We start from the raw sequence: 24,861 nt of genomic DNA, 5'->3' as shown, positions 1-24,861 counted from the left end.
CTCTCGTGGCCGTCGCCTCAGCGACCGGCCTCGTCCTCGTCGAGCATCCGCGACAGGTAGCGGGCGACCGCCCGCGCCGCCGCGAGGTTGCTCGGATAGTCCATGCGCGTCGGCCCCATCACGCCGACCCGTGCCGTGCCGCTGGGGGCGGCGTAGTTGCTGGCGACGATGGATGCCTCGCCGAGACCGAACGGCTCGTTCTCGGTGCCGATGCTCGCGCCGAGCCCATGCTCGTCGGTCACCATCTCGCCCATCAGCCGCAGCAGGGTGACCTGCTCCTCGATCGCCTCGAGGATCGGGTGGATGCTGCCGCGGAAGTCCTGCTCGCGCCGTGCGAGCGTCGCGGCTCCCGCCATGACCAGTCGCTCCTGGCGGAACTCGCCGAGCTCCTCGATGACGACGGCGGCGAGCGTGCGCAGCGCGATGTCCTTCGTCTGGTCGTCGGCGGCGACGAGGTTCTGCAGCCGCTCGGCGGCATCGCTCACCGCCTGTCCCGTGATCAGGGCCGAGAGTCGCGCGCGGAGGACCGCGGTGTCGGCCTCGTCGACGTCGACGGGGAGCGGAGTCAAACGCTGCGAGACGCCGCCCGCGTCGGTGACGAGGACGATCAGCACGCGGTTGGGAGAGAGCGCCACGAGCTCGAGGTGCGTGATGTGCGCACGGGCGAAGGACGGGTACTGCGCGAGCGCGACCTGACCTGTGAGCTGCGTGAGCACGCGGACGGTGCGGATCATCAGATCGTCGAGGTCGGTGGGAGCGGTCAGGAACGACTCGATGGCGGTGCGCTGGGCGACGCTGAGCGGCCGCAGCTGCGCCAGATGGTCGACGAAGACGCGATAGCCCTTGTCGGTGGGGACCCGGCCCGACGACGTGTGCGGAGCCGTGATCAGCTCCTCGTCCTCGAGCAGCGCCATGTCGTTGCGGATGGTCGCCGCCGAGACGCCGAACGAGTAGCGGTCCACGATGGAGCGGCTGCCGACGGGCTCGTGAGTCTCGACGTAGTCCTGCACGATCGCACGGAGAACCTGGAGTCCTCGCTCTGAGACCATCGCCTTCCCCTTCCGCTGACACTCGGACGCTCGCTGGCACTCTGATGCCCCGAGTGCCAATCCTACCCCGCGCAGCCGGGTATACCCCGAAAGGCGCCCTCTAGGATGGCGCTCATGACGACGACGCCGCCCACCGCGATACTCTCCGGCGGCATCGTCCGCGGAACTCTCGACGCCGGCGTCCGCCGCTTCCTCGGCATCCCCTACGCCGCCGCTCCCTTCGGGTCGAACCGGTTCCGCGCACCGCAGCCGGCAGCGGCGTGGGACGGCATCCGCGAGGCGGTGGACTTCGGTCCGACTCCCCCGCAGCTGCCGTACCCCGGTCCGATCGGCGAACTCCTCGGCAGCGTCCGCATCGACGGCGACGACATCCTCACCGCGAACGTCTGGGCACCGGAGGATGCCGCGGCTGCGCCCGTGCTGCTCTGGATCCACGGCGGCGCCCTCGAACGCGGCACGGCGGCCCTCGGACTCTACGACGGCACGCGCTTCGCACGCGCGGGGATCGTCTTCGTCTCGATCAACTACCGGCTGGGATCCGAGGGCTTCTCGGTGCTCGACGGCGCTCCCCGCAACCTCGGACTGGAGGATGCGGCCGCTGCCCTCTCCTGGATCCACCGCGAGGTCGAGACGTTCGGCGGCGACCCGACGCGGATCACGGTGATGGGCGAGTCGGCAGGCGGAGCGATCGTGGCCGGGCTCCTGGCGAAGGAGACATCCCGCGCGCTCATCGCGCGCGCGATCATCGAATCCGGACCGCTCGAGGCGCAGACACCGCGGAAGGCCGGCCGGATATCGGTGCAGCTCGCGAAGCGGCTCGGGGTCCGCCCCGATCGCGAGGCCTTCGCCGACATCTCCCCCGACAGCCTGCTCGAGACCAGGCGGCAGCACGCCGCCGGTTCCTCTCCGCTGGGCGGCGCCCCCGGCTTCCAGTTCGCGATCGACGCGGAGACCCTCCCCCGCTCTCCGCACGAGGTGCTTCCCGAGATCGACACGCCACTGCTCATCGGCAGCAACACCGACGAGTACCGGCTGTGGTTCCCGCCGGCCGCGCTCGACGGCATCAGCGAGCTGAAGCTCCTCGCGGCCCGTCTCGCCCTGCGGATCCCGCGCGCTGCCGTACGGGAGTATCGTGCGGAGTTCCCCGGTGCGTCGACCGGCGAGATCTTCGGACAGCTCGCCACCGACGTGCTGCTGCGGGCTCCGCTGACGCGCCTCGCACGGAAGCGGACGGCACCGACCTACGTGTACGAGTTCGCGTGGAACAGCCCGGTGCGCGACCTCCGCGCGGCGCATGCGCTCGAACTCGGATTCGTCTTCGATCGCCTCGACGATCCCGAGGCGCAGCGTCTCGCCGGGCCGGATGCGCCTCGGGAGCTCGCGGCAGAGATGCATGCGGCGTGGATCGCGTTCGTGAAGACCGGCGACCCCGGATGGCCGGTGTTCGGCCCCGAGCGCCGCACACGCGTGTTCGACACGATCACCGCGACGGTGCCGCAGCGGCGGACGACCGGATTGGACCTGCTGCCGGGCTGAGTCAGTCGGTCAGCTCGCGCACCACCGCGTCGGCGAGGAGCCGACCTCGGAGCGTCAACCGGACGCGCCCCTTCACTGCGGCGACCGGATCCACCAGCCCGTCGGCGATGAGCCCGGCGACCCGCGTGCGGTTCGCCGGCGGCACCTCGTCGATCGCGATCCCCTCGCGGATGCGGCTGAGCAGCAGGATCCGCTCCAGCAGGCGGGACTCGTCATCAGGTCGCTCCGTGCCGGCGGCGGGAGATTCGGATGCGGCGAGGCGCTGGGCGTACGCGGCGGGGTGCTTCACATTCCACCAGCGCAGCCCCGCGACATGGCTGTGTGCACCGGGTCCGAACCCCCACCAGTCGCTTCCGCGCCAGTAGGCGAGGTTGTGCCGTGAGCGGTTCTCCTCAGCGGTGCGACCGTGGGCGGCACGCGCCCAGTTGCTCACCTCGTACCAGTCGAAGCCGGCCGCGGCGAGGCGGGCATCGGCGAGCTCGTACATGTCGGCCTGCAGGTCGTCGTCGGGCGTCGGGACCTCTCCGCGTCGGATCTGCCTCGCGAGCTTCGTCCCGTCCTCGATGATCAGGGCGTAGGCCGAGATGTGGTCCGAATCGAGTTCGAGCGCAGCATCGAGCGATGCCTCCCAGTCGCCGAGCGACTCGCCGGGCGCGCCATAGATCAGGTCGACGCTGACCGCGAGGCCCGCATCCTTGGCCGCGGCGACCGCGGTCCGCACGTTCTCCGGGCGATGCGTGCGATCGAGCGCGGCGAGCACGTGCGGGACCGCGGACTGCATGCCGATCGAGAGCCGCGTGACCCCGGCGTCCGCGAGCGTGCGCGCGACACCGGGGGTCACCGTGTCGGGGTTGGCCTCGACCGTGACCTCGGCGCCGTCGACCAGGCCGAACGCGGATGCCGCGGCGTCCAGCATCCGCGCCAGATCACCCGCCGGGAGCAGCGTCGGCGTGCCGCCGCCGAAGAACACGGTGTCCATCGGCCGCAGGGCACCGGCGTCACCGAGCACACGGTGTGCGAGATCGATCTCTCCGATCAGCGTGGAGGCATAGTCCTCCTGCTTGGCGCCCCGCAGCTCGCTCGACGTGTAGGTGTTGAAGTCGCAGTACCCGCAGCGCACGCGGCAGAAGGGCACGTGAAGGTAGGCGGAGAACGGCACGCTCGGATCGACCGGAAGATCGTCGGGCAGCCTGCCGTCCGAGGGCGCCGGATCGCCGAGCGGGAGCGGTCCCGCCATCAGTGCTGTCTCGACATCAGACGGGCGTCGCGTAGAGCGGGGAGATCGCGCGGAGGTAGCGGGCGAACAGTTCGCGTCGACGGCGCTTCACCAGTGCGGGCACCGTGCGGTAGAGGAGGGAATTCGGCGCGTCGAACGCGCGCACGGTGAACCACACCTCGTCGTTGTCCTCGCGCCACTCGACGTCGAACGACTCCTCGCCGCTGACGACCGAGCCGCCGACGGTGCCGAGCACGAATCCGATGCGCCGGGTCTCCTCCGTGACCGAGATCACGCGGAGCTCGGAGTCGGCGCGCATGCCGCCGATGCGCCCCTTGAGGTGCAGCGTCATGCCTGCTCCGACGAACGGCGTGCCCTCGGCGTCGTAGCGCGGCTCGACATCGTGCTTGCTGGGAGCGATCGGGTTGCCCTCGGCATCGAAGCTCACGCCCGCGTAGGCCGGTCCCGGGGCAGGGCGGAGATCGTCGACCGAGAGGCCGGCCGCGCGCTGCGCCGTCCACGAGAGGAGCGCTTCGCCGGCGATCTGGAACCGCTCAGCGCCGCTTCCGATGCGCCACGACTCCTCGGCAGGGATGCTGCGTTCCGGTGGGTACTGCATCAGATCGGGCGCGTGGGTCGCACCCACGGCCGCATAGTCCACCGTGTCGTCTCGGAAAGTCCCGCGCCGCATGAGTTCCAGCCTACTTCGGGTTCCCTGAGGGTTCACCCCCACGCGCCGCGCGAGGTCACATCCCGGGATCCTGAGCCTGTCGAAGGGGGTGAGCCGCGGCGTCCTGCACGATGCGGACGTAGCGCGCGTGCGTACGGCGCTGAAGGAAGCGGAGCGCCGGAGACATCAGCAGCCAGAAGAAGGACGACGGGCGCGAGATCGACCGCGCGGTGAACACTCCCCGCTCGTCGATCCGGAAAGACTCCTCGCCGTAGATCGGATGCCCCGGCCTCGTCTCGTAGCCGAACCCGCGTTCGTCCGCCCACACGACTCTGATCGGCTCGACGAAGCGGATGCCGAGGACGCGCTTCGCGAGCACGCCCTGCGCGTCCGCGGCGGGGCTCCCCGCGGGAACCTCGAAGCCGGCGCGCCGCTTGAACTCCCACGAGCGGACGAGCGCGGCGACCGCGACGACCGACTCCGGCGGCACGACCGTGGAGTGCTCGGCACCGCGCATCCCCTCCGGCACGTTCTCGAGCGATCGGCGGGTGAGACCGCGCTCGTATGCCGGGAGGCGCATCCCTACTTCTTGTCCTTGCCCTCGACGTCTCCGGACAGCGCGGCGATGAACGCCTCCTGGGGGACCTCGACGCGGCCGACCATCTTCATGCGCTTCTTGCCCTCCTTCTGCTTCTCGAGGAGCTTGCGCTTACGGGTGATGTCACCGCCGTAGCATTTGGCGAGCACGTCCTTGCGGATCGCGCGGATCGTCTCGCGGGCGATGATCCTCGCGCCGATCGCGGCCTGGATCGGCACCTCGAACTGCTGGCGCGGGATCAGCTTGCGCAGACGCTCCGCCATCATGGTCCCGTAGGCATAGGCCTTGTCGCGGTGCACGATCGAGCTGAACGCGTCGACCTTCTCGCCCTGGAGGAGGATGTCGACCTTGACGAGGTCTGCCTCCTGCTGGCCCGACGGTTCGTAGTCGAGGGAGGCGTAGCCCTGCGTCTTGGACTTCAGCTGATCGAAGAAGTCGAAGACGATCTCGCCGAGCGGCATGTTGTAGCGCAGCTCGACGCGCTCCTCGGAGAAGTACTCCATGCCGAGCAGAGAGCCGCGACGCCCCTGGCAGAGCTCCATGACGGTGCCGACGTAGTCCTTCGGCAGCAGGATCGCCGCCTTCACCATGGGCTCGGAGACCGAGCCGATCCGTCCGTCGGGGTACTCGCTCGGGTTGGTGACCGTGACGGTCTCCCCCGTGTCGGAGGTGAGCACCTCGTAGATCACGCTGGGTGCGGTGGTGATGAGATCGAGCCCGAACTCGCGCTCGAGACGCTCGGTGATGATCTCGAGATGGAGCAGCCCGAGGAAGCCGCAGCGGAAGCCGAAGCCGAGAGCGACCGAGGTCTCCGGCTCGTACGCGAGCGACGCGTCGGACAGCTTGAGCTTGTCGAGCGCCTCGCGCAGGTCGGCGTAGTCGCTGCCGTCGATCGGGTAGATGCCCGAGAACACCATGGGCTTCGGGTCGGTGTACCCCGGAAGGGCCTGCGTCGAGGGCTTCCGCGCCGTGGTGACCGTGTCGCCGACCTTCGACAGACGCACGTCCTTCACGCCGGTGATGAGGTAGCCGACCTCGCCGACGCCCAGACCCTTCGACGGGACGGGTTCGGGACTGGAGACCCCGACCTCGAGCGCCTCGTGGTTCGCGCCGGTGGACATCATCTGGATGCGCTCGCGCGGAGCGAGGCTGCCGTCGACCATGCGGACATAGGTGACGACACCGCGGTAGGCGTCGTAGACGGAGTCGAAGATCATCGCGCGGGCAGGAGCATCCGCATCGCCGGTGGGCGCGGGGATCTCCTTGACGAGCCGGTCGAGCAGCTCCTCCACACCCACGCCGGTCTTGCCGGAGACGCGAAGGACGTCTTCCGGCTTGCCGCCGATGAGGGATGCGAGCTCCTTCGCGTACTTCTCGGGGTCGGCCGCGGGGAGGTCGATCTTGTTGAGCACCGGGATGATGTGCAGATCGTTCTCGAGGGCGAGGTAGAGGTTCGCGAGCGTCTGCGCCTCGATGCCCTGCGCCGCATCGACGAGCAGGATGGCGCCCTCGCACGCGGCGAGCGAGCGGGACACCTCGTAGGTGAAGTCGACGTGACCGGGGGTGTCGATCATGTTCAGGGCGAAGGTCTCGCCCTCGATCTGCCACGGCATCCGCACCGCCTGGCTCTTGATCGTGATGCCGCGCTCGCGCTCGATGTCCATGCGGTCCAGGTACTGGGCCCGCATGTCGCGGTCGGACACCACCCCGGTGATCTGGAGCATGCGGTCAGCGAGGGTCGACTTGCCGTGATCGATGTGGGCGATGATGCAGAAATTGCGGATCTGCGCAGGCGGCGTCGCGGCAGGCTGAAGAGGTGTGAGGGCGCGTGGTGACATGTCCCGTCGATTCTACGGTCAGGGCAGGCTAATGCTCGATTCGCCCGATGCGGTGATATTCTGCCCAGGTTGCCCGGGAGCAATCCGTGACACCGGATCCCGAGAGCGATAGGACTCCGTCACAGACCTCGTGCAGGGCGTCGCGTCGCGCAAAGAGGTGGATGGTGATTGAATGTCTACCCGGCTCAGCGTTGCGTCGGCGATCCCGCGCATCTCTGTAAAAGAGAAAGAATCATCACCTTGATCAAGTATCTCGTGCGCCGTGCACTCGGCTGGCTGCTCATGATCGTGGTCGCGACGAACATCACGTACTTCCTGGCGTGGGGCTTCCTCGATCCGCGCAGCAACTACGTGGGCCGACGTCCGCCGCTGACCGAAGAGCAGATCGTCCACACGCTCGCGCCGCGCAACCTCAGCGACACCGTCCCGCTCATCGAGCGGTGGTGGACCTGGCTCACCGGCATCCTCCTCCGCTGGGACTGGGGCGTCAGCCCCACGGGCGGCTCGGTCAACGAGCAGGTCGCGTACCGGATGTGGGTCAGCGCCGAGCTCGTGCTGGGTGCGACCATCCTCACGACCGTCCTCGGGATCGCGCTGGGCGTCTACACCGCCTCGCGCCAGTACAAGCTCGCCGACCGGATCGGCCAGGCGACCAGCATCATCACGATGAACATCCCGATCGTCGTCGCAGCCTTCGCGATCGTGCTCCTCGCGATCGGCCTGAACAACGCCACCGGCATCCGCATCTTCTACGTGACGGGCAACGCGAGCCGAGGAGTCGAAGGGTTCTTCCCGGTCCTCATAGACGTCCTTCAACATCTGACGCTGCCGACGATAGCGCTCGTGCTCGTCGGCTACGCCGGCATCCACTTCCTGCAGCGCTCGCTCCTGCTCGACAACATCGGCGCCGACTACGTGCGCACGGCACGGGCCAAGGGCCTGACGAAGCAGCAGGCCATCCGCAAGCACGCTCTGCGCACCTCGCTGATCCCCGTCGCGACACAGGTCGCCTTCACCATTCCCGCGATCTTCACCGGCGCGGTCCTCACCGAGACGATCTTCGCCTGGAACGGCATGGGCAAGTACTTCATCGAGACCATCACCAAGAACGACGTCCACGGCACGGTCGCGGTCGCAGCCTTCGGCGCCGTCCTCACCGCGATCGGCGCGATCCTCGCCGATGTCGCCGTCGTGGTGCTCGATCCTCGAGTGAGAGTGAGCTGACATGACCTCGGAAATGATCGACCCCACCGTCGAAGCAGCGCCGAGCCCCGCCGGCCCCGAGACGACGCGCGTCGCGACTCGCCGCCTGTCGAAGTGGACGCTGTACTCGCGGCGCTACGCCCGCAACAAGGGCGCCGTCGCCGGCCTCGTCATCTTCGCCCTGCTCGTGCTCTTCGCGATCTTCGGACCGCTCATCGCGCGCTACGACCACGTCGAGCTCGACTTCCTCGCCCTCAGCACCGGCCCCACGGCCGAGCACTGGTTCGGCACCAACAACGCCGGCAACGACCTCTTCGCCCAGGTGGCCGTCGGGCTGCAGCGCTCGCTGATGATCGCGGTGACCGTATCGGTCGGCGTGACCATCGTCTCGGCGCTCGTCGGCACCGCTGCCGCCTACTTCGGCGGCTGGACCGAGCGGATCGCCCTGCTCGTCATCCACTTCATGATGGTGATCCCCTCGTTCCTCATCCTGGCGATGATCTCCAACAAGTCCGGTGGCGACTGGCGCGTCATCGCGCTCATCATGATCTTCGTGATCGGCTGGTACTTCCCCGCCCGCGTGATCTGGACTCTCGCGCTGTCACTGCGCGAGCGCGAGTACGTGAGCGCCGCCCGGTACATGGGCGTGCGCGGTTTCCGCATCGTCCTGCGCCACCTGCTGCCGAACATCGGCTCGCTCCTCGTGATCAACTTCACCCTGGGCGTCGTCAACGCGGTCGTGGCCGAGACCGGCCTGTCGTTCCTCGGGTTCGGCGTCAAGATCCCCGATGTCTCCCTCGGCGCGCTGATCGGCGCGGGCTCGAGCTCGTTGATCACGTCACCCTGGCTGTTCTACTTCCCCGCGGCCGCGCTCACCCTTCTCACGGTGTCGATGGCGCTCGTCGCCGACGGCCTGCGCGATGCCCTCGATCCCACCTCTGCGGCTGGAGGCCGAGCATGAGCAACGTACTCTCCGTCCGCGATCTCACCGTCAGCTTCGCCTCCGAGGCGGGACGCGTCGAGGCCGTCCGCGGTGTCTCGTTCGATCTCGAGGCCGGCAGGACTCTCGGGATCGTCGGCGAGTCCGGGTCGGGCAAGTCCGTCACCTCGCTCGCGATCATGGGGCTCCTCGACGAGAACGCCAAGGTCACCGGGTCGATCATGTACGAGGGCAAGGAGCTCCTCGGCATGACCGACAAGCAGCTCTCCGTGATCCGCGGCAACGGCATGTCGATGGTCTTCCAGGATCCGCTGACGTCTCTCACCCCCGTGTTCACGGTGGGCGACCAGCTCATCGAAGCGCTGACCGTGCATCGGAGCCTGTCGAAGAAGGATGCCTGGAACCGCTCGGTCGAGCTGCTCAAGCTCGTGGGCATCACCGAGCCGGAGCGACGGATGAAGTCGTTCCCGCACGAGTTCTCCGGCGGCATGCGCCAGCGCGTCGTGATCGCCATCGCCATGGCGAACAACCCGAAGCTCATCATCTGCGACGAGCCGACCACGGCACTCGACGTGACGATCCAGGCGCAGATCCTCGATCTGATCGAGAAGGCGCAGCAGGAGACCGGCGCCGCTGTCATCATGATCACCCACGACATGGGCGTCGTCGCCCGCACGGCCGACGACGTGATGGTGATGTACGCGGGGAAGCCTGTCGAGCAGGCGCCCGTGCACGAGCTGTTCCACAAGACCCGGATGCCGTACTCGATCGGCCTGCTCGGCGCGATCCCGCGCGTCGACAAGGCGGAGAAGGAACCTCTCACCCCGATCAAGGGCAACCCGCCGCTGCTGATCAACCTGCCGGACGCCTGCCCGTTCGCCGACCGCTGCCCCATCGTGATGGACGCGTGCCGCACCAGGGAGCCCGAGCTCCTTCCGGTCGCGACCGGCTCCGGCGACCAGCACCGCGCCGCGTGCATCCGCGCCCACGAGATCGAGGACGGCGGCCTCCTCGGCGGCATCCCCGTGTACCCCGTGCGCGAGGTGCCGGAGAGCCCGCTGGCGAAGCTCCCGCGCGAGGAGCGTCCGATCACCCTCGAGGTCAAGAACCTCACCAAGACGTTCCCCCTTCTCAAGGGCGCGTTCCTGAAGCGCAAGGTCGGCGAGGTGCACGCCATCAAGGGCGTCAGCTTCGACGTGCGCGAGGGCGAGACGATGGCCATCGTCGGCGAATCCGGCAGCGGCAAGACCACGACCCTCCTGCAGATCATGGACATGGTCAAGCAGACCGACGGCGACATCGTCATCGCCGGGACCAGCGTCAACGACATCCACAGCCACAAGGTCGAGCGTCAGCTGCGCCGCGACATCCAGATCGTCTTCCAGGACCCCATGGGAGCGCTGGACCCGCGTATGACGGTCGCCGACATCATCTCGGAGCCGCTCTTCGCGATCGGCACCCCCAAGGAGGAGGCGCACCGCCGGGTCGATGAGCTGATGGACCTCGTCGGCCTCAACCCCGCGCACAGCGACCGCTTCCCGCAGGCGTTCTCCGGTGGACAGCGGCAGCGCATCGGCATCGCCCGTGCCCTGTCGACCAACCCCAAGATCGTCGTGCTGGATGAACCGGTCTCGGCGCTCGACGTCTCGATCCAGGCGGGCGTGATCAACCTCCTCGACGAGCTCAAGGCGAAGCTGGGGCTCTCGTACCTCTTCGTCGCGCACGACCTCTCGGTGGTGCGCCACATCGCCGACCGCGTGGCCGTGATGTACCTCGGGGACTTCGTCGAGCACGGCGACGTGGACGAGGTCTTCGAGAACCCGCAGCATCCCTACACGAAGGCTCTGCTCTCGGCGATCCCGGTCCCCGACCCCGACATCGAGCGCACACGCCAGCGTGTCGTGTTCGATGCCGAGACGATGACGACCCGCCCCGTCCTCGCCTGAACGAGCCTGGGACCGGATGCCGGAGAGCATGGGTCACCGTCCGATAACGGTTAGGCGGTATTCACTGTCGCCCGCTGTGGTTCGGAAGCCGTCGAACTATTCTTCCCTTTATGAATCGCCGAAAGGCGGAAGGAGCACCATGAAGAACAAGAAGTTGTTGGGGGCCATCGCGATCAGCGGCGCCCTCGCACTCGCCCTCGCGGGTTGCGCGAGCGGCTCCGGTAACACCGGCGGCGGGGACAACGGCGGCGGCGAGACCGTCGAGACCAAGGCAGCGGACTACAACCCGCAGCCCCGCGAGAACCTGAAGGAGGGCGGCGAGGTCAACTTCGAGATCAACGAGGTTCCCGAGCAGCTGAACGCCTTCAACAGCGACGCCAGCGCCGACACCGCTCGCCTCTGGTACTACTACATGCCGCAGCTCCTCCTGGTCTCGCCGGAGGGCGAGGTCACGAAGAACGACGCGTACCTCGATGCTTACGAGATCGGCGAGGACGGCGGCAACACCACGCTGACCTTCACGTTCACGGACGAGGCCCACTTCAACGACGGCACCGACATGGACTGGACCGCCATCGACGCGACGTGGAAGGCGAACCGCTCGTACGACGAGGGCTTCAACCCGAACGCGACCGACGGCTACAAGCAGATCACCTCGGTCGAGCAGGGCGACTCGGCGAAGACCGCCGTGGTCACCTTCGACGGCATCTACGCCTGGCCCTCCATGGCGTTCCTCACGGGTGGCGTCCTGAACCCGAAGCACGCCGACGTCGAGACGTTCAACAACGCCTACATCGGCAACCTCAACGCCGAGTGGGGTGCAGGTCCCTACACCGTCGACGAGTTCGACGCGAACGCGGGCTTCGTCTCGTTCAAGCCGAACCCCGAGTGGTGGGGCAACGCTCCGCTCCTCGACAAGGTGACGTTCACGGCTCTCGAAGACGACGCCGCGATCAACGCCTTCAAGAACGGTGAGATCGACCAGGTCGAGGCCGGCAGCCAGGAGCGTCTGGCCCAGGTCGAGGACGTCGACGGCGCTGTCGTCCGTCGCGCTCAGCAGACCGCCAAGACGGTTCTCATGGTCGACGGCGACAAGCCGCAGTTCGCAGACCTCGAGGTCCGCAAGGCGTTCTTCATGGGCATCAACATCGATCAGCAGAAGCAGATCGCCTGGAACGGCCTCGGCTACGAAGAGGGCCCCGCAGGCTCGCTCAACATGTACTCCTTCCAGGACGGATGGAGCGACGCGTTCGGCGAGGCCGGTCTGAAGTACGACGTGGACGGTGCCAAGAAGCTCCTCGACGACGCAGGCTGGGTCGAGGGCGAAGACGGCATCCGCGAGAAGGACGGCGTCAAGTTCACGGTCATCTACCCGATCTTCAGCAACAGCCCCGTTCAGGAGGCGCTCGCCAAGTCGCTGCAGGCTCAGCAGAAGGAGATCGGCATCGACGTGCAGATCGAGGTCCGCGCGTCGGCTGACTTCTCCGACGACTTCACGTCGAAGAACTGGGACATCTTCGGTCTCCGCTTCACCGACTCCGACCCGTTCGGACCGGCCTGGATGTGCCAGATCTACTGCTCCGACAGCGGCCTGAACCTCTCCGGTACGGGCACCGCCGACATCGACAAGCAGATCGCTGACGAGGTCGAGTCGCAGAAGGACGCCGAGAGCTGGACCGCGGCCGCGATGAAGCTCGAGCCGAAGATCATCGAGGAGACCTGGGGCGTCATCCCGCTCTACAACGGTCCGTCGGTGTACGTGGCGCAGAAGGGGCTGGCGAACCTGACCCCGGAGCCCTACGTGGGTCTCGACCTCTTCGGAGTCACCCCGGTCGAGAACCTCGGCTGGGAGAAGTGATCCTCCAGGGTCACTGAGCTCGTCGAAGTGACCCGCAGCGGGGTCGGTGGTTCATCCACCGGCCCCGCTTTCCTTATGCTGAACGCGTGAGCGTCCAGATCGTCTTCGTGCACGGCATCCGCACGTCTGCGACCATGTGGCGCTCGCAGCTCGCCCACCTCGATGCCCGCGGGTACGCGTACACCGCGGTCGACCTTCCCGGTCACGGCTCCCGCATGCAGGAGGACTTCACCCTCCACGAGGCGCTGCACACGATCGATGCCGCGGTGCGAGCGGCCGCGGAGAACGGACCGGTGCTTCTCGTCGGCCATTCGATGGGCGGACTGCTCTCGCTCACCTACGCGGGCGGGGCGGACACGCCTCCGGTCGCCGGGGTCGTCGCTGCCGCCTGCACCTCGCTCCCCCGCGGCGCCGGTCTCTCCGCCTATCGGCTGCTCTTCCGCGCGGTCGATTCGCTGCCGGATCGCGGGATGTGGATCACCCGTCGCATGCTGGCAGCGACCATCCCGGCCGAGAACCGCTCCGACTTCGCCGCCGGCGGCTACGCCTTGGACACACAGGATGCCGCGCTGCGCAGCCTCTCCACCCTCGATGTCGCGACGGCCGTCGAGCGGATCACGATCCCCCTGTGGTTCGTGAACGGCCAGTACGACCAGCTGCGGGTGAACGAACGACTGTTCCAGCGCCTCGCGCCCCATGCCGAGCTCATCGTCGTACCGCGGACGACGCACCTCGTGACGGCGATGCGACCACGCGTGTTCAACGCCGTCCTGGAACTGGCGGTCGCGACGATCGACGCCGCCGACCGCTCATGACCGCGCGGGCTGGCGGGCGAAGGCGGTGAGCGCGCCCCCGACGAGCGAGAGCACGGCGGCGGCGACGAACACGAGCCAGAATCCACCGACGAGTGCGACGAGAGCCGCCCCCAGCACCGGACCGATCAGCTGCCCCAGCGCCGCGGTGACGTTGACGATGCCGAGGTCGCGCGCGTGGTCCTGCTCGTCGGGGAGCAGGTCTGCGGCGAAGGCGAGCCCCACGGTCGAGAAGGCTCCGTACCCGAGCCCCATCAGCGCCGCTGCGACCATCGTCATCTCGAACGTCGGGACGAGCGCGATCGCGACACCGGATGCCGCCTGCACGACCGTCGCCGCGACGGTCAGCGTGCGCCGATTGCCGGTGCGATCGGACACGATGCCCGTGAGCACCGCGGCGATCACCACGAACACCGTGTAGACGAGGATGAGCAGCAGCAGGTTGTCCTGCGCGACGGCGCTCGGCTGTCCGAGCCCGTGCAGGAGGAAGAACAGGAAGAGGGCGGTGCCGAGCGCGTTGCCGATGTTGGTCACGAGCCGACCGGACAGCATCCAGGCGAAGTCGCGGTCGCGCAGCGACGCGAGGGTCTTTCGACCTTCGCCCTTCGGCCGCAGCTCCGCCGTCCCCGGAGGGTCGGGCAGGAGCAGCGCCGCCGCCGTGCCGATCACCGCGATGATGCCGGCGAGCAGGAGATATCCGGCGACGATGCCGAGACCGAGGAGCACGACGAGGCCGACACCCAGCACGATGCCGACTGCCTGACTCGATCCGACGGCGGCAGCCGCGGCGCCGCGCTGTGTGGTGGGCAGCTGATCCGCGATCAGCGCGGTGAAGGCGGCGGAGGAGACGGCGACGCCGATCGAGACGCCCACCCATCCGGCTCCCACCGCCCAGGGGCCGCTCGCGAATCCGGTGAGCACGAGGCACACGGCGGTGAGCCAGACGCCGCCGAGGGCCCAGGGCCGCCGGCGGTGCCGTCCGGCGGCAGCGCGATCCGAGAGCGCTCCCGCCGCCGGCCCCGCGACGATGCCGGCAAGTCCGCCGATCCCGAGGACGAGCCCCGAGGAGACCACGCCGCGGATCCAGTCGTCCTCCGGAGTGTCGAGCTGGAGAGGCAGGAGGAGCTGCACGGGCGTCAACTGCACGGTCCAGATGGCGAGCCACGCCAGCGTGAACAGCGACATCCACCGCGCGCCGGCCCTGGTCGCACCGCTCATCGTGTCTCCTCCCGAGCTGCTGCTGCGGAGCGGGCACCGGCGATGAGGTCCCGATACCAGTCGTACGACGCCTTCGGGGTGCGCTCCCCCGTCGCGAAATCGACGTGGACGAGACCGAAGCGCTGCGTGTAGCCGTCCGCCCATTCCCAGTTGTCGAGGAGAGACCACACCGTGTACTCCTCCACGGGGACTCCCGCGGCGATCGCCTCTCCCACGGCCGCGATGTGGCCGGCGAGATACGCGATGCGATCGGCATCCTCCACGCGCGCGGCGCGGTCGGGCTCGGGGAAGGAAGCGCCGTTCTCCCCGATGATGACGGGAGGGAGCAGCGGATGCCGCGCGTGCAGGTCGACCAGCAGATCGCGCAGCGCCACCGGCATGATCGGCCATTCGGGACCGAAGCCCGTGACGGGAACGCCGGGTGTCGGCACGATGTCGAACGGGATGGGGCTCGACGCATCGGCGGCGGTGACGGTGGTCGGGTTGTAGAAGTTGATGCCGTAGAAGTCGATCGACGCGCGGATCGCATCGAGGTCGCCGTCCTGCACAGGCATCGCAGGGAGGCCCCAGGCCGCGAGATCCGGATACTCGCCGGCCAGGAGCGGCTCGCTGAACACCCGGTTGTGGATCAGGTCGTAGAGGGCTGCGGCGTCGCGGTCCTCCGCTGTGTCGTTCAGCGGCAGCACCCAGGTGTGGTTGTTGACCAGGCCGACCTGTGCGGAGGCCCGGGAGCGGATGACCTGGGCGGCGCGGGCATGCGCGAGGAGCTGGTGGTGCACCGTCGGCAGGGCGTCGAAGAGGAGTTGTCGCCCCGGGGCCAGCGCACCGACCGCGTAGCCCTGCAGCGTGGTCATCGCCGGTTCGTTCAGCGTGTACCAGTGCGCGACGCGATCGCCCAGGCTGTCGACCACGATCGCCGCATAGTCGGCGAAGCGCTCGACCGTATCGCGGCTCAGCCATCCGCCGTCGGCCTCGACCGCGCTGGGCATCTCCCAGTGATACAGGGTCGGGAACGGCACGACGTCGACCTCCAGCAGGCGATCAACGAATCGCGAGTAGTGATCGAGTGCCACGGTGTTCGCCGTGCCGCGACCATCGGGCTGCACGCGCGCCCACGGTATCGAGAAGCGGTAGCGATCGAGACCGAGACCGGCGACGAGAGCGACGTCTGCTTCGGGATGCCGATAGCTGTCGCAGGCCGGATCGGCCGTGGAGCCGTCCGTGATCGCGCCGGGGGCCTCGAGGAACTCATCCCAGATCGATCGGCCTCGGCCGTCGACGTCGCGAGCCCCCTCGATCTGGAAGGCGGACGTCGCGGCAGACCAGCGGAGTCCGGTGGGCAGGGGCGATCGGGTGGGGACGGCGGTCATGTGGCTCCTCGACATCGGTGTCCGGATACCGTTGATTCTGCACCCGGTACCAGCAGATCCGCGACTCAGTGTCGCTTCTCGTGGTCGTTTCGCGTGATCGAGCCGTCTGCTGATAGACTCGACTCTTGGCTTGCGTGTGGGTTCTTCCCTCACGACCGCTGTGCAGCAGCCCTCTTCTGCTGCCGGCATTCCCATCACTCCTGTACAGAAAGTGTCCACACGTGGCAAACATCAAGTCGCAGATCAAGCGCAACAAGACCAACGAGAAGGCTCACGAGCGCAACAAGGCCGTGAAGAGCGAGCTCAAGACGCTCATCCGCTCGACCAAGACGGCTGTCGCTGCCGGCGACAAGTCCGCCGCCGAGGCCACCCTCAAGAAGGCCGCCGTCAAGCTCGACAAGGCCGTCAGCAAGGGCGTTCTGCACAAGAACCAGGCCGCGAACCGCAAGTCGGCACTCGCCAAGCAGGTCTCCGCTCTCTGAGCATCAGCTTCTGAATCAGCCCGCCTCCTCGAGGCGGGCTTTTTCGTTGCCCGATGTCTGCACCGGCGGTGTCACGCGCCGAACGGTTCCCGTGTGGCGATGACCGTGACCATCCGCTCGAGCGCGAAGATCGGGTCGCGCGCCGCACCCTTGACCTCGGCGTCGGCCCGCGCGGTCGCCTGGATCGCCATGCCGAGTGAGCGCTCGTTCCACCCGGCGAGGTCGCGCCGTGCACGATCCACCTGCCAGTCCTTCATGCCGAGGCGCTGAGCCAGCTGCCTGCTGGGTTCGCGGTTGCCCGCCACTCGCGCCATGCCGCGGAGCTTCATGGCGAATGCGGCCACCATCGGAACGGGGTCGGCGCCGGACGACAGCGCATGGCGCAGCGCGATCAGTGCCTCGCCGTAGCGACCGGAGATCGCCGTGTCTGCGACGACGAAGGCCGAGACCTCCACCCGCCCGCCGTAGTACCGGGTGACGGTGTCTTCGGAGATGTCGCCCTCGACGTCGCCGATCAGCTGCTGGCAGGCCGCCGCCAGTTCGGTGAGATCGTCGGCGAAGGCCGAGACCAGTGCGCGCAGCGCCGGAGGGGCGATGCGCTTCTTCGCGGAGCGGAACTCCCCCGCCGCGAAGTCGACCCGATCGCTGTCGCGTTTGATCGCAGGTACCGCGATCTCGATACCGCCGCCGTTCCCGGCACGCAGCGCGTCGAGGAGCTTCTTGCCGCGGACGCTCGCACCGGTGTGCCGCAGCACGACGGTCGCGCCCTCCTGAGGATGGTCGAGGTACGACACCGTCTCCTGGATGAACGCGTCGGTGCACTTCTCCACGCCGGACACGCGGACGAGCCGCGGCTCGCCGAACAGGGACGGCGAGGTGAGCGACAGCAGTGTGCCGGGTTCGTAGTCGTCGGCGCGCACGTCGCTGACCTCGAGCGAGGGATCCTCGGCGCGAAGGTAGTCGCGCACGCCCGCGATCGCGCGCTCGGCGCAGATCTCCTCGGGTCCGAAGACCAGCACCAGCGGTGCCGGATGCGGCTCGCGCCACGACACCTGGGGGATCTTGCCGGCCTTCGCGCCGCCACGGGAGGGGGGACGCGAAGCTGCCATGGATCCAGACTACCGGGGGCCGGGGACACGGCGACGGTCCCGGTCACCGTTCCGTCCAGACCTGCAGCTCCTCATCGCGGATGCCGAGCAGGATGCGCCCCTGCGTGTCGGTGCGCAGGTTGTGGGCGCCGGCGGCGGTCAGCATGTCGAGCGCCGCATCCCGAGGATGACCGTAGTCGTTTTCGGCTCCGGCGCTGAAGATCGCCGCGGTCGCCCGCACGGCTTCGTAGAGCCCCGGATCCTGATCCGCGCTGCCGTGATGGGCGACCTTCACCACCGCATATTTCCCGAGCCGCACCGTGCGCAGCAGCATGCGCTGCGGCTCGGCCGCGAGGTCTCCGAGGAAGAGCGAGCGGGGTACTCCCCCGCCGTCGAAGTCGACCACCACGCTCGCGTCGTTGCCGGGCGGGAAGGCCGCGGAGTCCCGGATCGGCCACAGCACCCGCCACGCGGCGGACCCCAGACGGCCCCGCAGGCCGGCTGAAGCCGGTGTGAGACGCGCTCCGCCCGCGACCAGGTCGTCCAGGAGCCTCTCGTCGGCCGGCTCCGCCGTGGGGCCGTGCAGCACCGCATCGACCTTTCCGAAGACCGCCGCCGTTCCGCCGACATGATCGAGGTCGAAGTGCGACAGCACGAGCAGGTCGACGTGCTAGATGCCCAGCGACGCCAGGCACTCGGCCAGCGGACCCGGTTCCGGCCCCGTGTCGATGAGCGCCACCTGCCCGGCGGAGCGCACGAGGAGCGCGTCGCCCTGCCCCACGTCGCATGCGGCGATCGACCAGCCGTCCGGCGCGGTGGAACTCGCGAGCGGGCCGGACAGGACGAGATGCGCGCCGGCGAGGGACAGCACCACGATGAGGACACCCGCTGCGCCCTGTCGAGCCAGCGCGATCGCCCGAGCGATCCGTGGTCGGAAGGCGCCGCGCCGAGCGATCAGCACGGCCGCCAGCGAGGCACTGACCACGAGCACCAGCAGCGCGCTGGCGAGCCCGGCCGGGAGCAGGATCTGCGCGACGGGCAGCTGCGCGGTCGTCGTCGCCGTCGTCGCGATCCATGCGGCCGGCAGCCAGGCTGATGCCGTGAGCAGGTCGGCGAGGGGCGGTATCGGTGCGGCGAGGCACGCGAGCAATCCCATCACCGTCGCGACGGGCGCGGCCGGCGCCGCGAGCAGGTTGGCGGCGATCCCGATGAGCGATTGCTGCTCGGCGAAGAGGGCGATGATGGGCCCGCAGGCGAGTTGCGCGGCGAGCGGCACGGCGATCGCCAGCGCCACCGGCGCGAGCATCCATCGCGTCATCCCGCGGCTCAGTGGCGGCGCCAGCAGGATCAGCGCCCCGGACGCAACGACGGACAGGGCGAAGCCGGGTGTCGCGGCCAGCCACGGGTCGGCCAGCAGGATACCGACGACGCAGAGCGCGAGCATGCCCGCGCCCGCAGTCGGTCTTCCGAGCAGCACGGTCAGCATCGCCACGCCGGCCATCACGCTTGCACGGATGACGCTCGGCTCGGGAGTGACGAGCACCACGAATCCGGCCAGCGCCATCGCCGCCAGCACGACGCGCAGCATCCGCCCTCCACCACACAGCGCGGTCAGCCAGAACACGGCCCCGACCACGATCGCGCAGTTGGCACCGCTGACCGCCGTGAGATGGCTGAGCCCGCTCGTGCGCATGTCGTCGGTCAGTTCCTGCGTCACGGCCCGGGTGTCTCCCACAGCGAGTCCGGGAAGCAGGCCGGAACCCGGATCGGGCAGCCGAAGCGAGCGCTCGACGAACGCCAGCCGCAGCGCCGCCGCGGCACCGAACACGCCCGCTGCCGGCGAGACCACCTCGGCCTCGCCGCCGAAGACGACCAGCGCCGAGCGCTCACCCGCATCGGTCGCGGCTGCCTCTCCCGTGACGCGTATCCGCGCTCCGAGGTCGAAGCCGTCGGCCGGGTCGATGCCGATCCGCACGGGTGCCGCCAGCGGCCTCGCCTGCCCCGGCGGTCCGACGTCGATCGAGACGGCCTCGAACCAGAGCCGTCCGTCCTGACCGGTCGACGCCGACGATGTCACGGCGGCGACCACCTCGACCACGCGTCCGTCCCACTCCGCGATGCGGTCACGCGCGGGTGAGGCGAACCCCGTCGACATCGCCACCGCGGCACCCGCGGCCAGTGTCACCATCAGAAGTCCTGCGCCGGCATGGAGCCCGCCATGACGTCGCCGCCACGAGAACGCCCCGAGAACGGACACGGCGGCGATCCCGCAGATCGCCGCGCTCCCCCACGCCGACCCCGGGACGAACACGCAGAAGAGGGCCACGCACCACACCGCGGCCGCGAGCGGCAGCAGACGCAGATCGCGTGGCCTCATACGCGCACGGCCTCGCGGATGCCGGCCAGCAGCTTCTCGCCGATACCCGGCACGGCGAGCAGATCGTCCACCGAGGCGAAGCGCCCGTTCTCGTCGCGCCAGGCGATGATCCGCTCCGCGAGTGCCGGCCCGATGCGCGGCAGGGTCTCGAGCGCCGCCTGGTCAGCGGCATTCAGGTCGATGCGGTCGTCCCCCGGCGCCGCGCCGCCCGAGGCATCCGAGGTCGCCCCCACCGTGGGCACGACGATCTGCTCGCCATCGGCGAGGACACGCGCAAGGTTCACCGCCGCCAGGTCGGCGTCGTCGGTCGTGCCTCCTGCTGCCGCAAGGGCATCCACCAGCCTCGCATCGAGATCGAGCACGTAGAGCCCCGGGTGCGCGACCGCGCCCAGCACGTGCACGTAGAGCTCACCCGTCGGGCCCGCAGTCGCACCGGCTTCTGCCAGCGGCAGGGAATCCACCGGCTCCGCCTGGCCGCGCAGGATGCCGAAGCCGACCGCTGCCGAGAGCACGACGAGCGCGAGGACCACGCCCGCCCCGATGCTCAACCGCAGACGACGTCGCGGCGGCGGCGGGGGCGGCTCTGGAGGCATCCCGCAACGCTAGGCCGCCCCGGACACCCGACGAAGCCTGAGAACCAGGCACCGGGGACAATCCCTCAGGATCGGTCCCCGGTGCAGGAAGCGGTTCTAGCCCTTGACGACGAAGCTGACGATCTTCGGCGCGCGCACGACGACCTTCACGATCTCGCGGTCGCCGATCGATCGGATCACGCGCTCGTCCGCACGGGCGAGTGCCTCGAGCTCGGCCTCGCCGATCCTCGCCGACACCTCGAGCTGGGCGCGCACCTTGCCGCCCACCTGCACGACGGCGGTGATCGTGTCCTCCACGAGCAGCGCCGGGTCGGCCGAACGCCAGGTGACCAGGCCCACGGACGGCTCGTGCCCGAGGATCTCCCACATCTCCTCCGCGGTGTGCGGGGCGATGAGGTCGAGCATCACGGCGATGGTCTCCGCGGCCTCGCGCACGGCGGGGTCGGACGCACCCGCAGCGCCGTCGATCGTCTTGCGCGTGATGTTGACGAGCTCCATCAGGCGGGCGACCAGCACGTTGAACTTCGTCTGCTCGACCAGCGCAGGAGCCTCGGCCAGCAGCTTGTGCGTGGCACGGCGCAGCGCCGCGTCACCGCTGGCGAAGACGACGTCGACGGGGCTGTCGACCTCGCCCGCGATCCGCAGGGCGCGCGCCAGGAACTTCTGCGCACCGGTCGTCGAGACGTCGGACCAGTCCTTGTCGTCTTCCACCGGTCCCGCGAACGCCAGACCCACGCGCAGGGCGTCGGCGCCGTAGGCGTCGAGCTCCTCCTCGAACAGCACCAAGTTGCCCTTGCTCTTCGACATCTTCGCGCCGTCGAGCAGCACCATGCCCTGGTTGATCAGATTCGAGAACGGCTCGGTGAAGTCGATCAGCCCCATGTCGAACAGCACCTTGGTGATGAAGCGCGCGTACAGCAGGTGCAGGATCGCGTGCTCGACACCGCCGATGTACGAGTCGACCGGTGCCCAGCGCGCCGCCTGAGCGGGGTCGAAGGCGACCGTGTCGCTGTTCGGCGACAGGAAGCGCAGGAAGTACCACGAGCTGTCGACGAAGGTGTCCATGGTGTCGGGGTCGCGCAGCACCGGGTCGCCGGTCTGCGGATCGACGGTCTGCACCCAGCTCTCGGCCGCGCCCAGCGGCGACGAGCCCTTCGGCTTCAGGTCGAGGCCCTCGACGCTCGGCAGCTTCACCGGCAGCTGGTCCTCGGGAACCGGGATGATCCGGCCGTCCTCGGCGTGCAGCATCGGGATGGGGGTGCCCCAGAAGCGCTGGCGCGAGATCAGCCAGTCGCGCAGACGGTAGTTCTTGGCTGCGCGCCCGGTGCCCGACGCCTCCAGCTGCTCGATCGCGCGGGCGATCGCGTTGCGCTTGGACAGGCCGTTCAGCGCGCCCGAGTTGATCATGCGGCCTTCGCCGGTCAGGGCGATGCCGGTGGACGCCGGGTTCTGCTCATCCAGAGCTGCACCGGTGTCGATCGGCACGCCCTCCTCGTCGACCTCGATGACCGGCATCGCACCGGTGACGGGGGCCGTGGTGTCGACGACGACCTTGACCGGCAGGTCGAAGGCGCGGGCGAAGTCCAGGTCGCGCTGATCGTGCGCCGGCACGGCCATGACCGCGCCGTGGCCGTAGTCGGCCAGCACGTAGTCGGCCGCCCAGACCGGCAGCTTCTCGCCGTTGACGGGGTTGATCGCGTAGCGCTCCAGGAAGACACCGGTCTTCGGACGGTCCGTGGACTGCCGATCGATGTCGCTCTCCTTCTGCACCTGCTCCAGGTAGGTGCGGAACCGCTCCTGCACCTCGACCGGCGCACCAGCGGCGAGCTCGGCGGCCAGGTCGGAGTCCGGCGCCACGACGAAGAACGTCGCTCCGTGCAGCGTATCGGGGCGCGTCGAGAAGACCGTGACCGGCTCGTCGCGTCCTTCGATGCGGAAGTCGACGTCGGCACCGACCGAGCGGCCGATCCAGTTGCGCTGCATCTGCAGCACCTTGTGCGGCCAGAACCCCTCGAGCTGGTTCAGGTCGTCGAGCAGACGGTCGGCGTAGTCGGTGATCTTGAAGTACCACTGGGTCAGCTTCTTCTTCACGACCTCGTAGCCGCAGCGCTCGCAGCGGCCGTCGACGACCTGCTCGTTCGCCAGCACCGTCTGGTCGTTGGGGCACCAGTTGACGGCGCTCTTCTTGCGATAGGCCAGCCCGCGCTCGTGCAGCTTCAGGAACAGCCACTGGTTCCAGCGGTAGTACTCCGGGTCGGAGGTGTGCAGCACGCGCGACCAGTCGAAGGAGACGCCGTACGACTGGAACGCCTTCTTCTGCTGGGCGATGTTCTGGTACGTCCACTCGCGAGGGTCGGCGCCCTGCCGGATCGCGGCGTTCTCGGCCGGCAGGCCGAACGAGTCCCAGCCGATCGGGTTGAGCACGTTGTGCCCGCGGTGACGCCAGAAGCGCGCCACGATGTCGGAGTAGAGGTAGTTCTCCGCGTGTCCCATGTGCAGGTCACCGGAGGGGTACGGGAACATCGCGAGCACGTAGCGCCGCGGGCGGGTGTCGTCATCGCCGCCGGTGAGGAATGTCTCGTTCTCCGCCCAGTACTTCTGCCACTTGCTCTGGATGGCGTGCGCCGACGGGGTCTCCTCGTCGGCGGGACCGAAGGACAGGTTCTCAGACAACGAACGCACGACCAATCTGCAGGGAAAAACGGGATCAGTTCAGGATATCGGAACGCCAGAGCACGGGCATTTCCGCACCGAGCGCTGCCAGCGGGGCCCGCGCCTTGGTCGCGACCTCGGCCACCTCGGCGACGGCGACCGACCCCCAGGTGATTCCGCCCCCGGCGCCGACGACCGCCTCATGCTCGTCGATCACGATGCTGCGGATGACCATCGCCAGGTCGACGGCGCCGTCGACGCCCACATACCCGAAGCACCCCGCGTAGACGCCCCTCGGGCCGCCCTCGAGCTCGTGCAGCCGCGTCATGGCCGAGAGCTTCGGCGCGCCGGTCATGCTCCCGGCCGGGAACGTCGCCGCGAGCAGGGCCCCGACCGTGGTGCCCTCAGCCGCCGTTCCGCTGACCGTGCTGACCAGCTGGTGCACGGCGGGATAGCTCTCCACCGTCCACAGGCCGTCCACTCGGATCGAGCCGGGCACGCACACCCGAGAGAGGTCGTTGCGCATCAGGTCCACGATCATCACGTTCTCGGCGCGCTCCTTGACGTTCACGGCGAGCTCGGCGGCGAGCGCGGCATCCGTCTCCGGGTCTGCATGGCGGGGGCGCGTCCCCTTGATGGGCCGGGAGCGGATCATTCCTCCCCCGGCGTGGAGGAACTGCTCGGGACTCGCGCTCAGCAGCGCGCGCCCCCCGATGCGGAGGAAACCGCCGTGATGCGCGGGCGTGGCTGCTCGCAGGCGTTCGTAGACCGCGACCGCGTCATGCGCCCCCGGGACCGTGAAGCGCGTCGTGAGGCACAGCTGGTACGCGATGCCCGCGCGGATCAGCTCGCGGCAGCGTTCGATGAGGGCGGCGTACTCCTGAGGATCGTGGCGAGCCTCGGCGATCCGAGGAGCGGCGTCGCCCGCGCTGCGAGGTTCTCCGTCCGGACGACCGGATGCCGCCGCGACGGCGACCGCCCAGTTCTCGGCATCCTCCTCCGCACTGAGCGTCCACGTGCGCCCGGACGCGTGATCGAAGGCGACGACGCGGGTGACACGCAGCCAGGAGGAGCCCGCGGCATCCCCGTCGTCGGAGACAGGGGCCCCGGCCGCGCTCGCACCGCTCTCGTAATCGCGCCAGCCGACCCACCCGCCGGTGAAGGGTGGGCGAGCGCCGTCCGTGGGGGCGACGTCGAGACGCACGTCCTCCGGAAGGTCCGATGGCTCCCCCGTACCGACGAAGCTCCAGCCCTCGGTCGCAGCCGCTCCGGCATCGAGCCAGAACACGTCGGCCGCCTGGTCCTCCAGCATCCGGAAGACGCTCGCCGGGTCCACCCACCGGGGCAGCTCTCGGGGACTCAGGCGTTCGCGCACGCGTCCAGCCTAGGACCGGGCTGCTCCCGTATCCTCATGA

Annotated in this window: 20 protein-coding genes; 7 read left to right on the top strand and 13 right to left on the bottom strand. The window is 69.0% G+C overall.

The genetic code is table 11. From position 1 onward, the window contains the following. Window positions 1-17 precede the first annotated feature (17 nt). Complete coding sequence (hrcA, locus tag MRBLWH11_RS13680) at window positions 18-1,049, bottom strand: heat-inducible transcriptional repressor HrcA (RefSeq protein WP_341945255.1); 1,032 nt, start codon at window positions 1,047-1,049, stop codon at window positions 18-20. Window positions 1,050-1,163: 114 nt separating this feature from the next. On the opposite strand from hrcA, the gene MRBLWH11_RS13675 reads away from it, so the two are divergent. Next, window positions 1,164-2,585, top strand: a complete 1,422-nt coding sequence (locus tag MRBLWH11_RS13675) for a carboxylesterase family protein (RefSeq protein ID WP_341945254.1) — start codon at window positions 1,164-1,166, stop codon at window positions 2,583-2,585. A 1-nt stretch (window position 2,586) separates the two neighbouring features. Here MRBLWH11_RS13675 and hemW read toward each other — a convergent pair whose 3' ends face one another. From hemW to lepA, 4 genes are read right to left on the bottom strand one after another with little or no spacing between them, the layout of a single operon-like run. Continuing rightward, a complete protein-coding gene (gene hemW / locus MRBLWH11_RS13670) occupies window positions 2,587-3,822 on the bottom strand; it encodes a radical SAM family heme chaperone HemW (RefSeq protein WP_341945253.1) in 1,236 nt (411 codons plus the stop codon). A 16-nt stretch (window positions 3,823-3,838) separates the two neighbouring features. Then, on the bottom strand, window positions 3,839-4,492 hold the full coding sequence (locus tag MRBLWH11_RS13665) for a DUF1990 family protein (protein ID WP_116636667.1): 654 nt from the start codon (window positions 4,490-4,492) through the stop codon (window positions 3,839-3,841). A 55-nt stretch (window positions 4,493-4,547) separates the two neighbouring features. After that, complete coding sequence (locus MRBLWH11_RS13660) at window positions 4,548-5,051, bottom strand: DUF1990 family protein (RefSeq protein ID WP_341945252.1); 504 nt, start codon at window positions 5,049-5,051, stop codon at window positions 4,548-4,550. A 2-nt stretch (window positions 5,052-5,053) separates the two neighbouring features. Next, a complete protein-coding gene (lepA, locus tag MRBLWH11_RS13655) occupies window positions 5,054-6,907 on the bottom strand; it encodes a translation elongation factor 4 (protein WP_341945251.1) in 1,854 nt (617 codons plus the stop codon). Between the two features lie 240 nt (window positions 6,908-7,147). Between lepA and MRBLWH11_RS13650 the strand changes: the two genes are divergently transcribed. The 5 genes from MRBLWH11_RS13650 to MRBLWH11_RS13630 all read left to right on the top strand — a co-directional run bounded on the left by MRBLWH11_RS13650 (window position 7,148) and on the right by MRBLWH11_RS13630 (window position 13,669). Then, a complete protein-coding gene (locus MRBLWH11_RS13650) occupies window positions 7,148-8,131 on the top strand; it encodes an ABC transporter permease (protein WP_116636671.1) in 984 nt (327 codons plus the stop codon). A 1-nt stretch (window position 8,132) separates the two neighbouring features. Beyond that, window positions 8,133-9,071: an ABC transporter permease gene (locus tag MRBLWH11_RS13645; protein WP_243409003.1), complete on the top strand. Its 939-nt coding sequence runs from the start codon at window positions 8,133-8,135 to the stop codon at window positions 9,069-9,071. Then, entirely contained in the window at window positions 9,068-10,996 is a 1,929-nt protein-coding gene (locus MRBLWH11_RS13640; RefSeq protein ID WP_116636673.1) for an ABC transporter ATP-binding protein, read from the top strand. The genes MRBLWH11_RS13645 and MRBLWH11_RS13640 overlap by 4 nt, the downstream gene beginning before the upstream one ends. 139 nt (window positions 10,997-11,135) lie before the next feature. Further along, window positions 11,136-12,854: an ABC transporter family substrate-binding protein gene (locus tag MRBLWH11_RS13635; RefSeq protein WP_116636674.1), complete on the top strand. Its 1,719-nt coding sequence runs from the start codon at window positions 11,136-11,138 to the stop codon at window positions 12,852-12,854. Between the two features lie 86 nt (window positions 12,855-12,940). Then, the gene (locus tag MRBLWH11_RS13630; RefSeq protein ID WP_116636675.1) at window positions 12,941-13,669 is read left to right on the top strand and encodes an alpha/beta hydrolase; all 729 of its coding nucleotides are present in this window, start codon (window positions 12,941-12,943) and stop codon (window positions 13,667-13,669) included. Here the strand turns inward: MRBLWH11_RS13630 and MRBLWH11_RS13625 are convergent. Together MRBLWH11_RS13625 and MRBLWH11_RS13620 are read right to left on the bottom strand one after the other, a co-directional pair. Beyond that, the gene (locus MRBLWH11_RS13625) at window positions 13,664-14,884 is read right to left on the bottom strand and encodes an MFS transporter (RefSeq protein WP_116636676.1); all 1,221 of its coding nucleotides are present in this window, start codon (window positions 14,882-14,884) and stop codon (window positions 13,664-13,666) included. The genes MRBLWH11_RS13630 and MRBLWH11_RS13625 overlap by 6 nt on opposite strands. Beyond that, window positions 14,881-16,254, bottom strand: a complete 1,374-nt coding sequence (locus MRBLWH11_RS13620) for a GH1 family beta-glucosidase (RefSeq protein WP_341945249.1) — start codon at window positions 16,252-16,254, stop codon at window positions 14,881-14,883. The genes MRBLWH11_RS13625 and MRBLWH11_RS13620 overlap by 4 nt, the downstream gene beginning before the upstream one ends. A 221-nt stretch (window positions 16,255-16,475) precedes the next feature. On the opposite strand from MRBLWH11_RS13620, the gene rpsT reads away from it, so the two are divergent. Beyond that, entirely contained in the window at window positions 16,476-16,736 is a 261-nt protein-coding gene (gene rpsT / locus MRBLWH11_RS13615) for a 30S ribosomal protein S20 (protein ID WP_116636678.1), read from the top strand. Between the two features lie 71 nt (window positions 16,737-16,807). Here the strand turns inward: rpsT and holA are convergent, their stop codons facing one another. The 6 genes from holA to MRBLWH11_RS13585 form a co-directional block, all read right to left on the bottom strand. Further along, complete coding sequence (gene holA / locus MRBLWH11_RS13610) at window positions 16,808-17,845, bottom strand: DNA polymerase III subunit delta (RefSeq protein ID WP_341945248.1); 1,038 nt, start codon at window positions 17,843-17,845, stop codon at window positions 16,808-16,810. Between the two features lie 43 nt (window positions 17,846-17,888). Further along, window positions 17,889-18,479: a hypothetical protein gene (locus MRBLWH11_RS13605; protein ID WP_341945247.1), complete on the bottom strand. Its 591-nt coding sequence runs from the start codon at window positions 18,477-18,479 to the stop codon at window positions 17,889-17,891. Window positions 18,480-18,494: 15 nt separating this feature from the next. Then, window positions 18,495-20,201: a ComEC/Rec2 family competence protein gene (locus MRBLWH11_RS13600; RefSeq protein WP_341945244.1), complete on the bottom strand. Its 1,707-nt coding sequence runs from the start codon at window positions 20,199-20,201 to the stop codon at window positions 18,495-18,497. After that, window positions 20,198-20,794, bottom strand: coding sequence for a ComEA family DNA-binding protein (locus MRBLWH11_RS13595; protein WP_341945242.1), 597 nt, complete (start codon window positions 20,792-20,794; stop codon window positions 20,198-20,200). Before MRBLWH11_RS13595 ends, MRBLWH11_RS13600 begins: the two co-directional genes overlap by 4 nt. A gap of 96 nt (window positions 20,795-20,890) precedes the next feature. Further along, window positions 20,891-23,476 (bottom strand): leucine--tRNA ligase, encoded by a 2,586-nt coding sequence (gene leuS, locus MRBLWH11_RS13590; RefSeq protein WP_341945241.1) that lies wholly within the window; start codon window positions 23,474-23,476, stop codon window positions 20,891-20,893. Between the two features lie 25 nt (window positions 23,477-23,501). After that, window positions 23,502-24,821, bottom strand: a complete 1,320-nt coding sequence (locus MRBLWH11_RS13585) for an anthranilate synthase component I family protein (protein WP_341945239.1) — start codon at window positions 24,819-24,821, stop codon at window positions 23,502-23,504. Window positions 24,822-24,861: the final 40 nt, after the last annotated feature.

This window comes from Microbacterium sp. LWH11-1.2, from assembly GCF_038397745.1.
Taxonomy (GTDB): Bacteria; Actinomycetota; Actinomycetes; order Actinomycetales; family Microbacteriaceae; genus Microbacterium.
The sequence above is the reverse complement of the archived record's forward strand: the minus strand, read 5'-3'. Positions and strand labels throughout refer to the sequence as shown.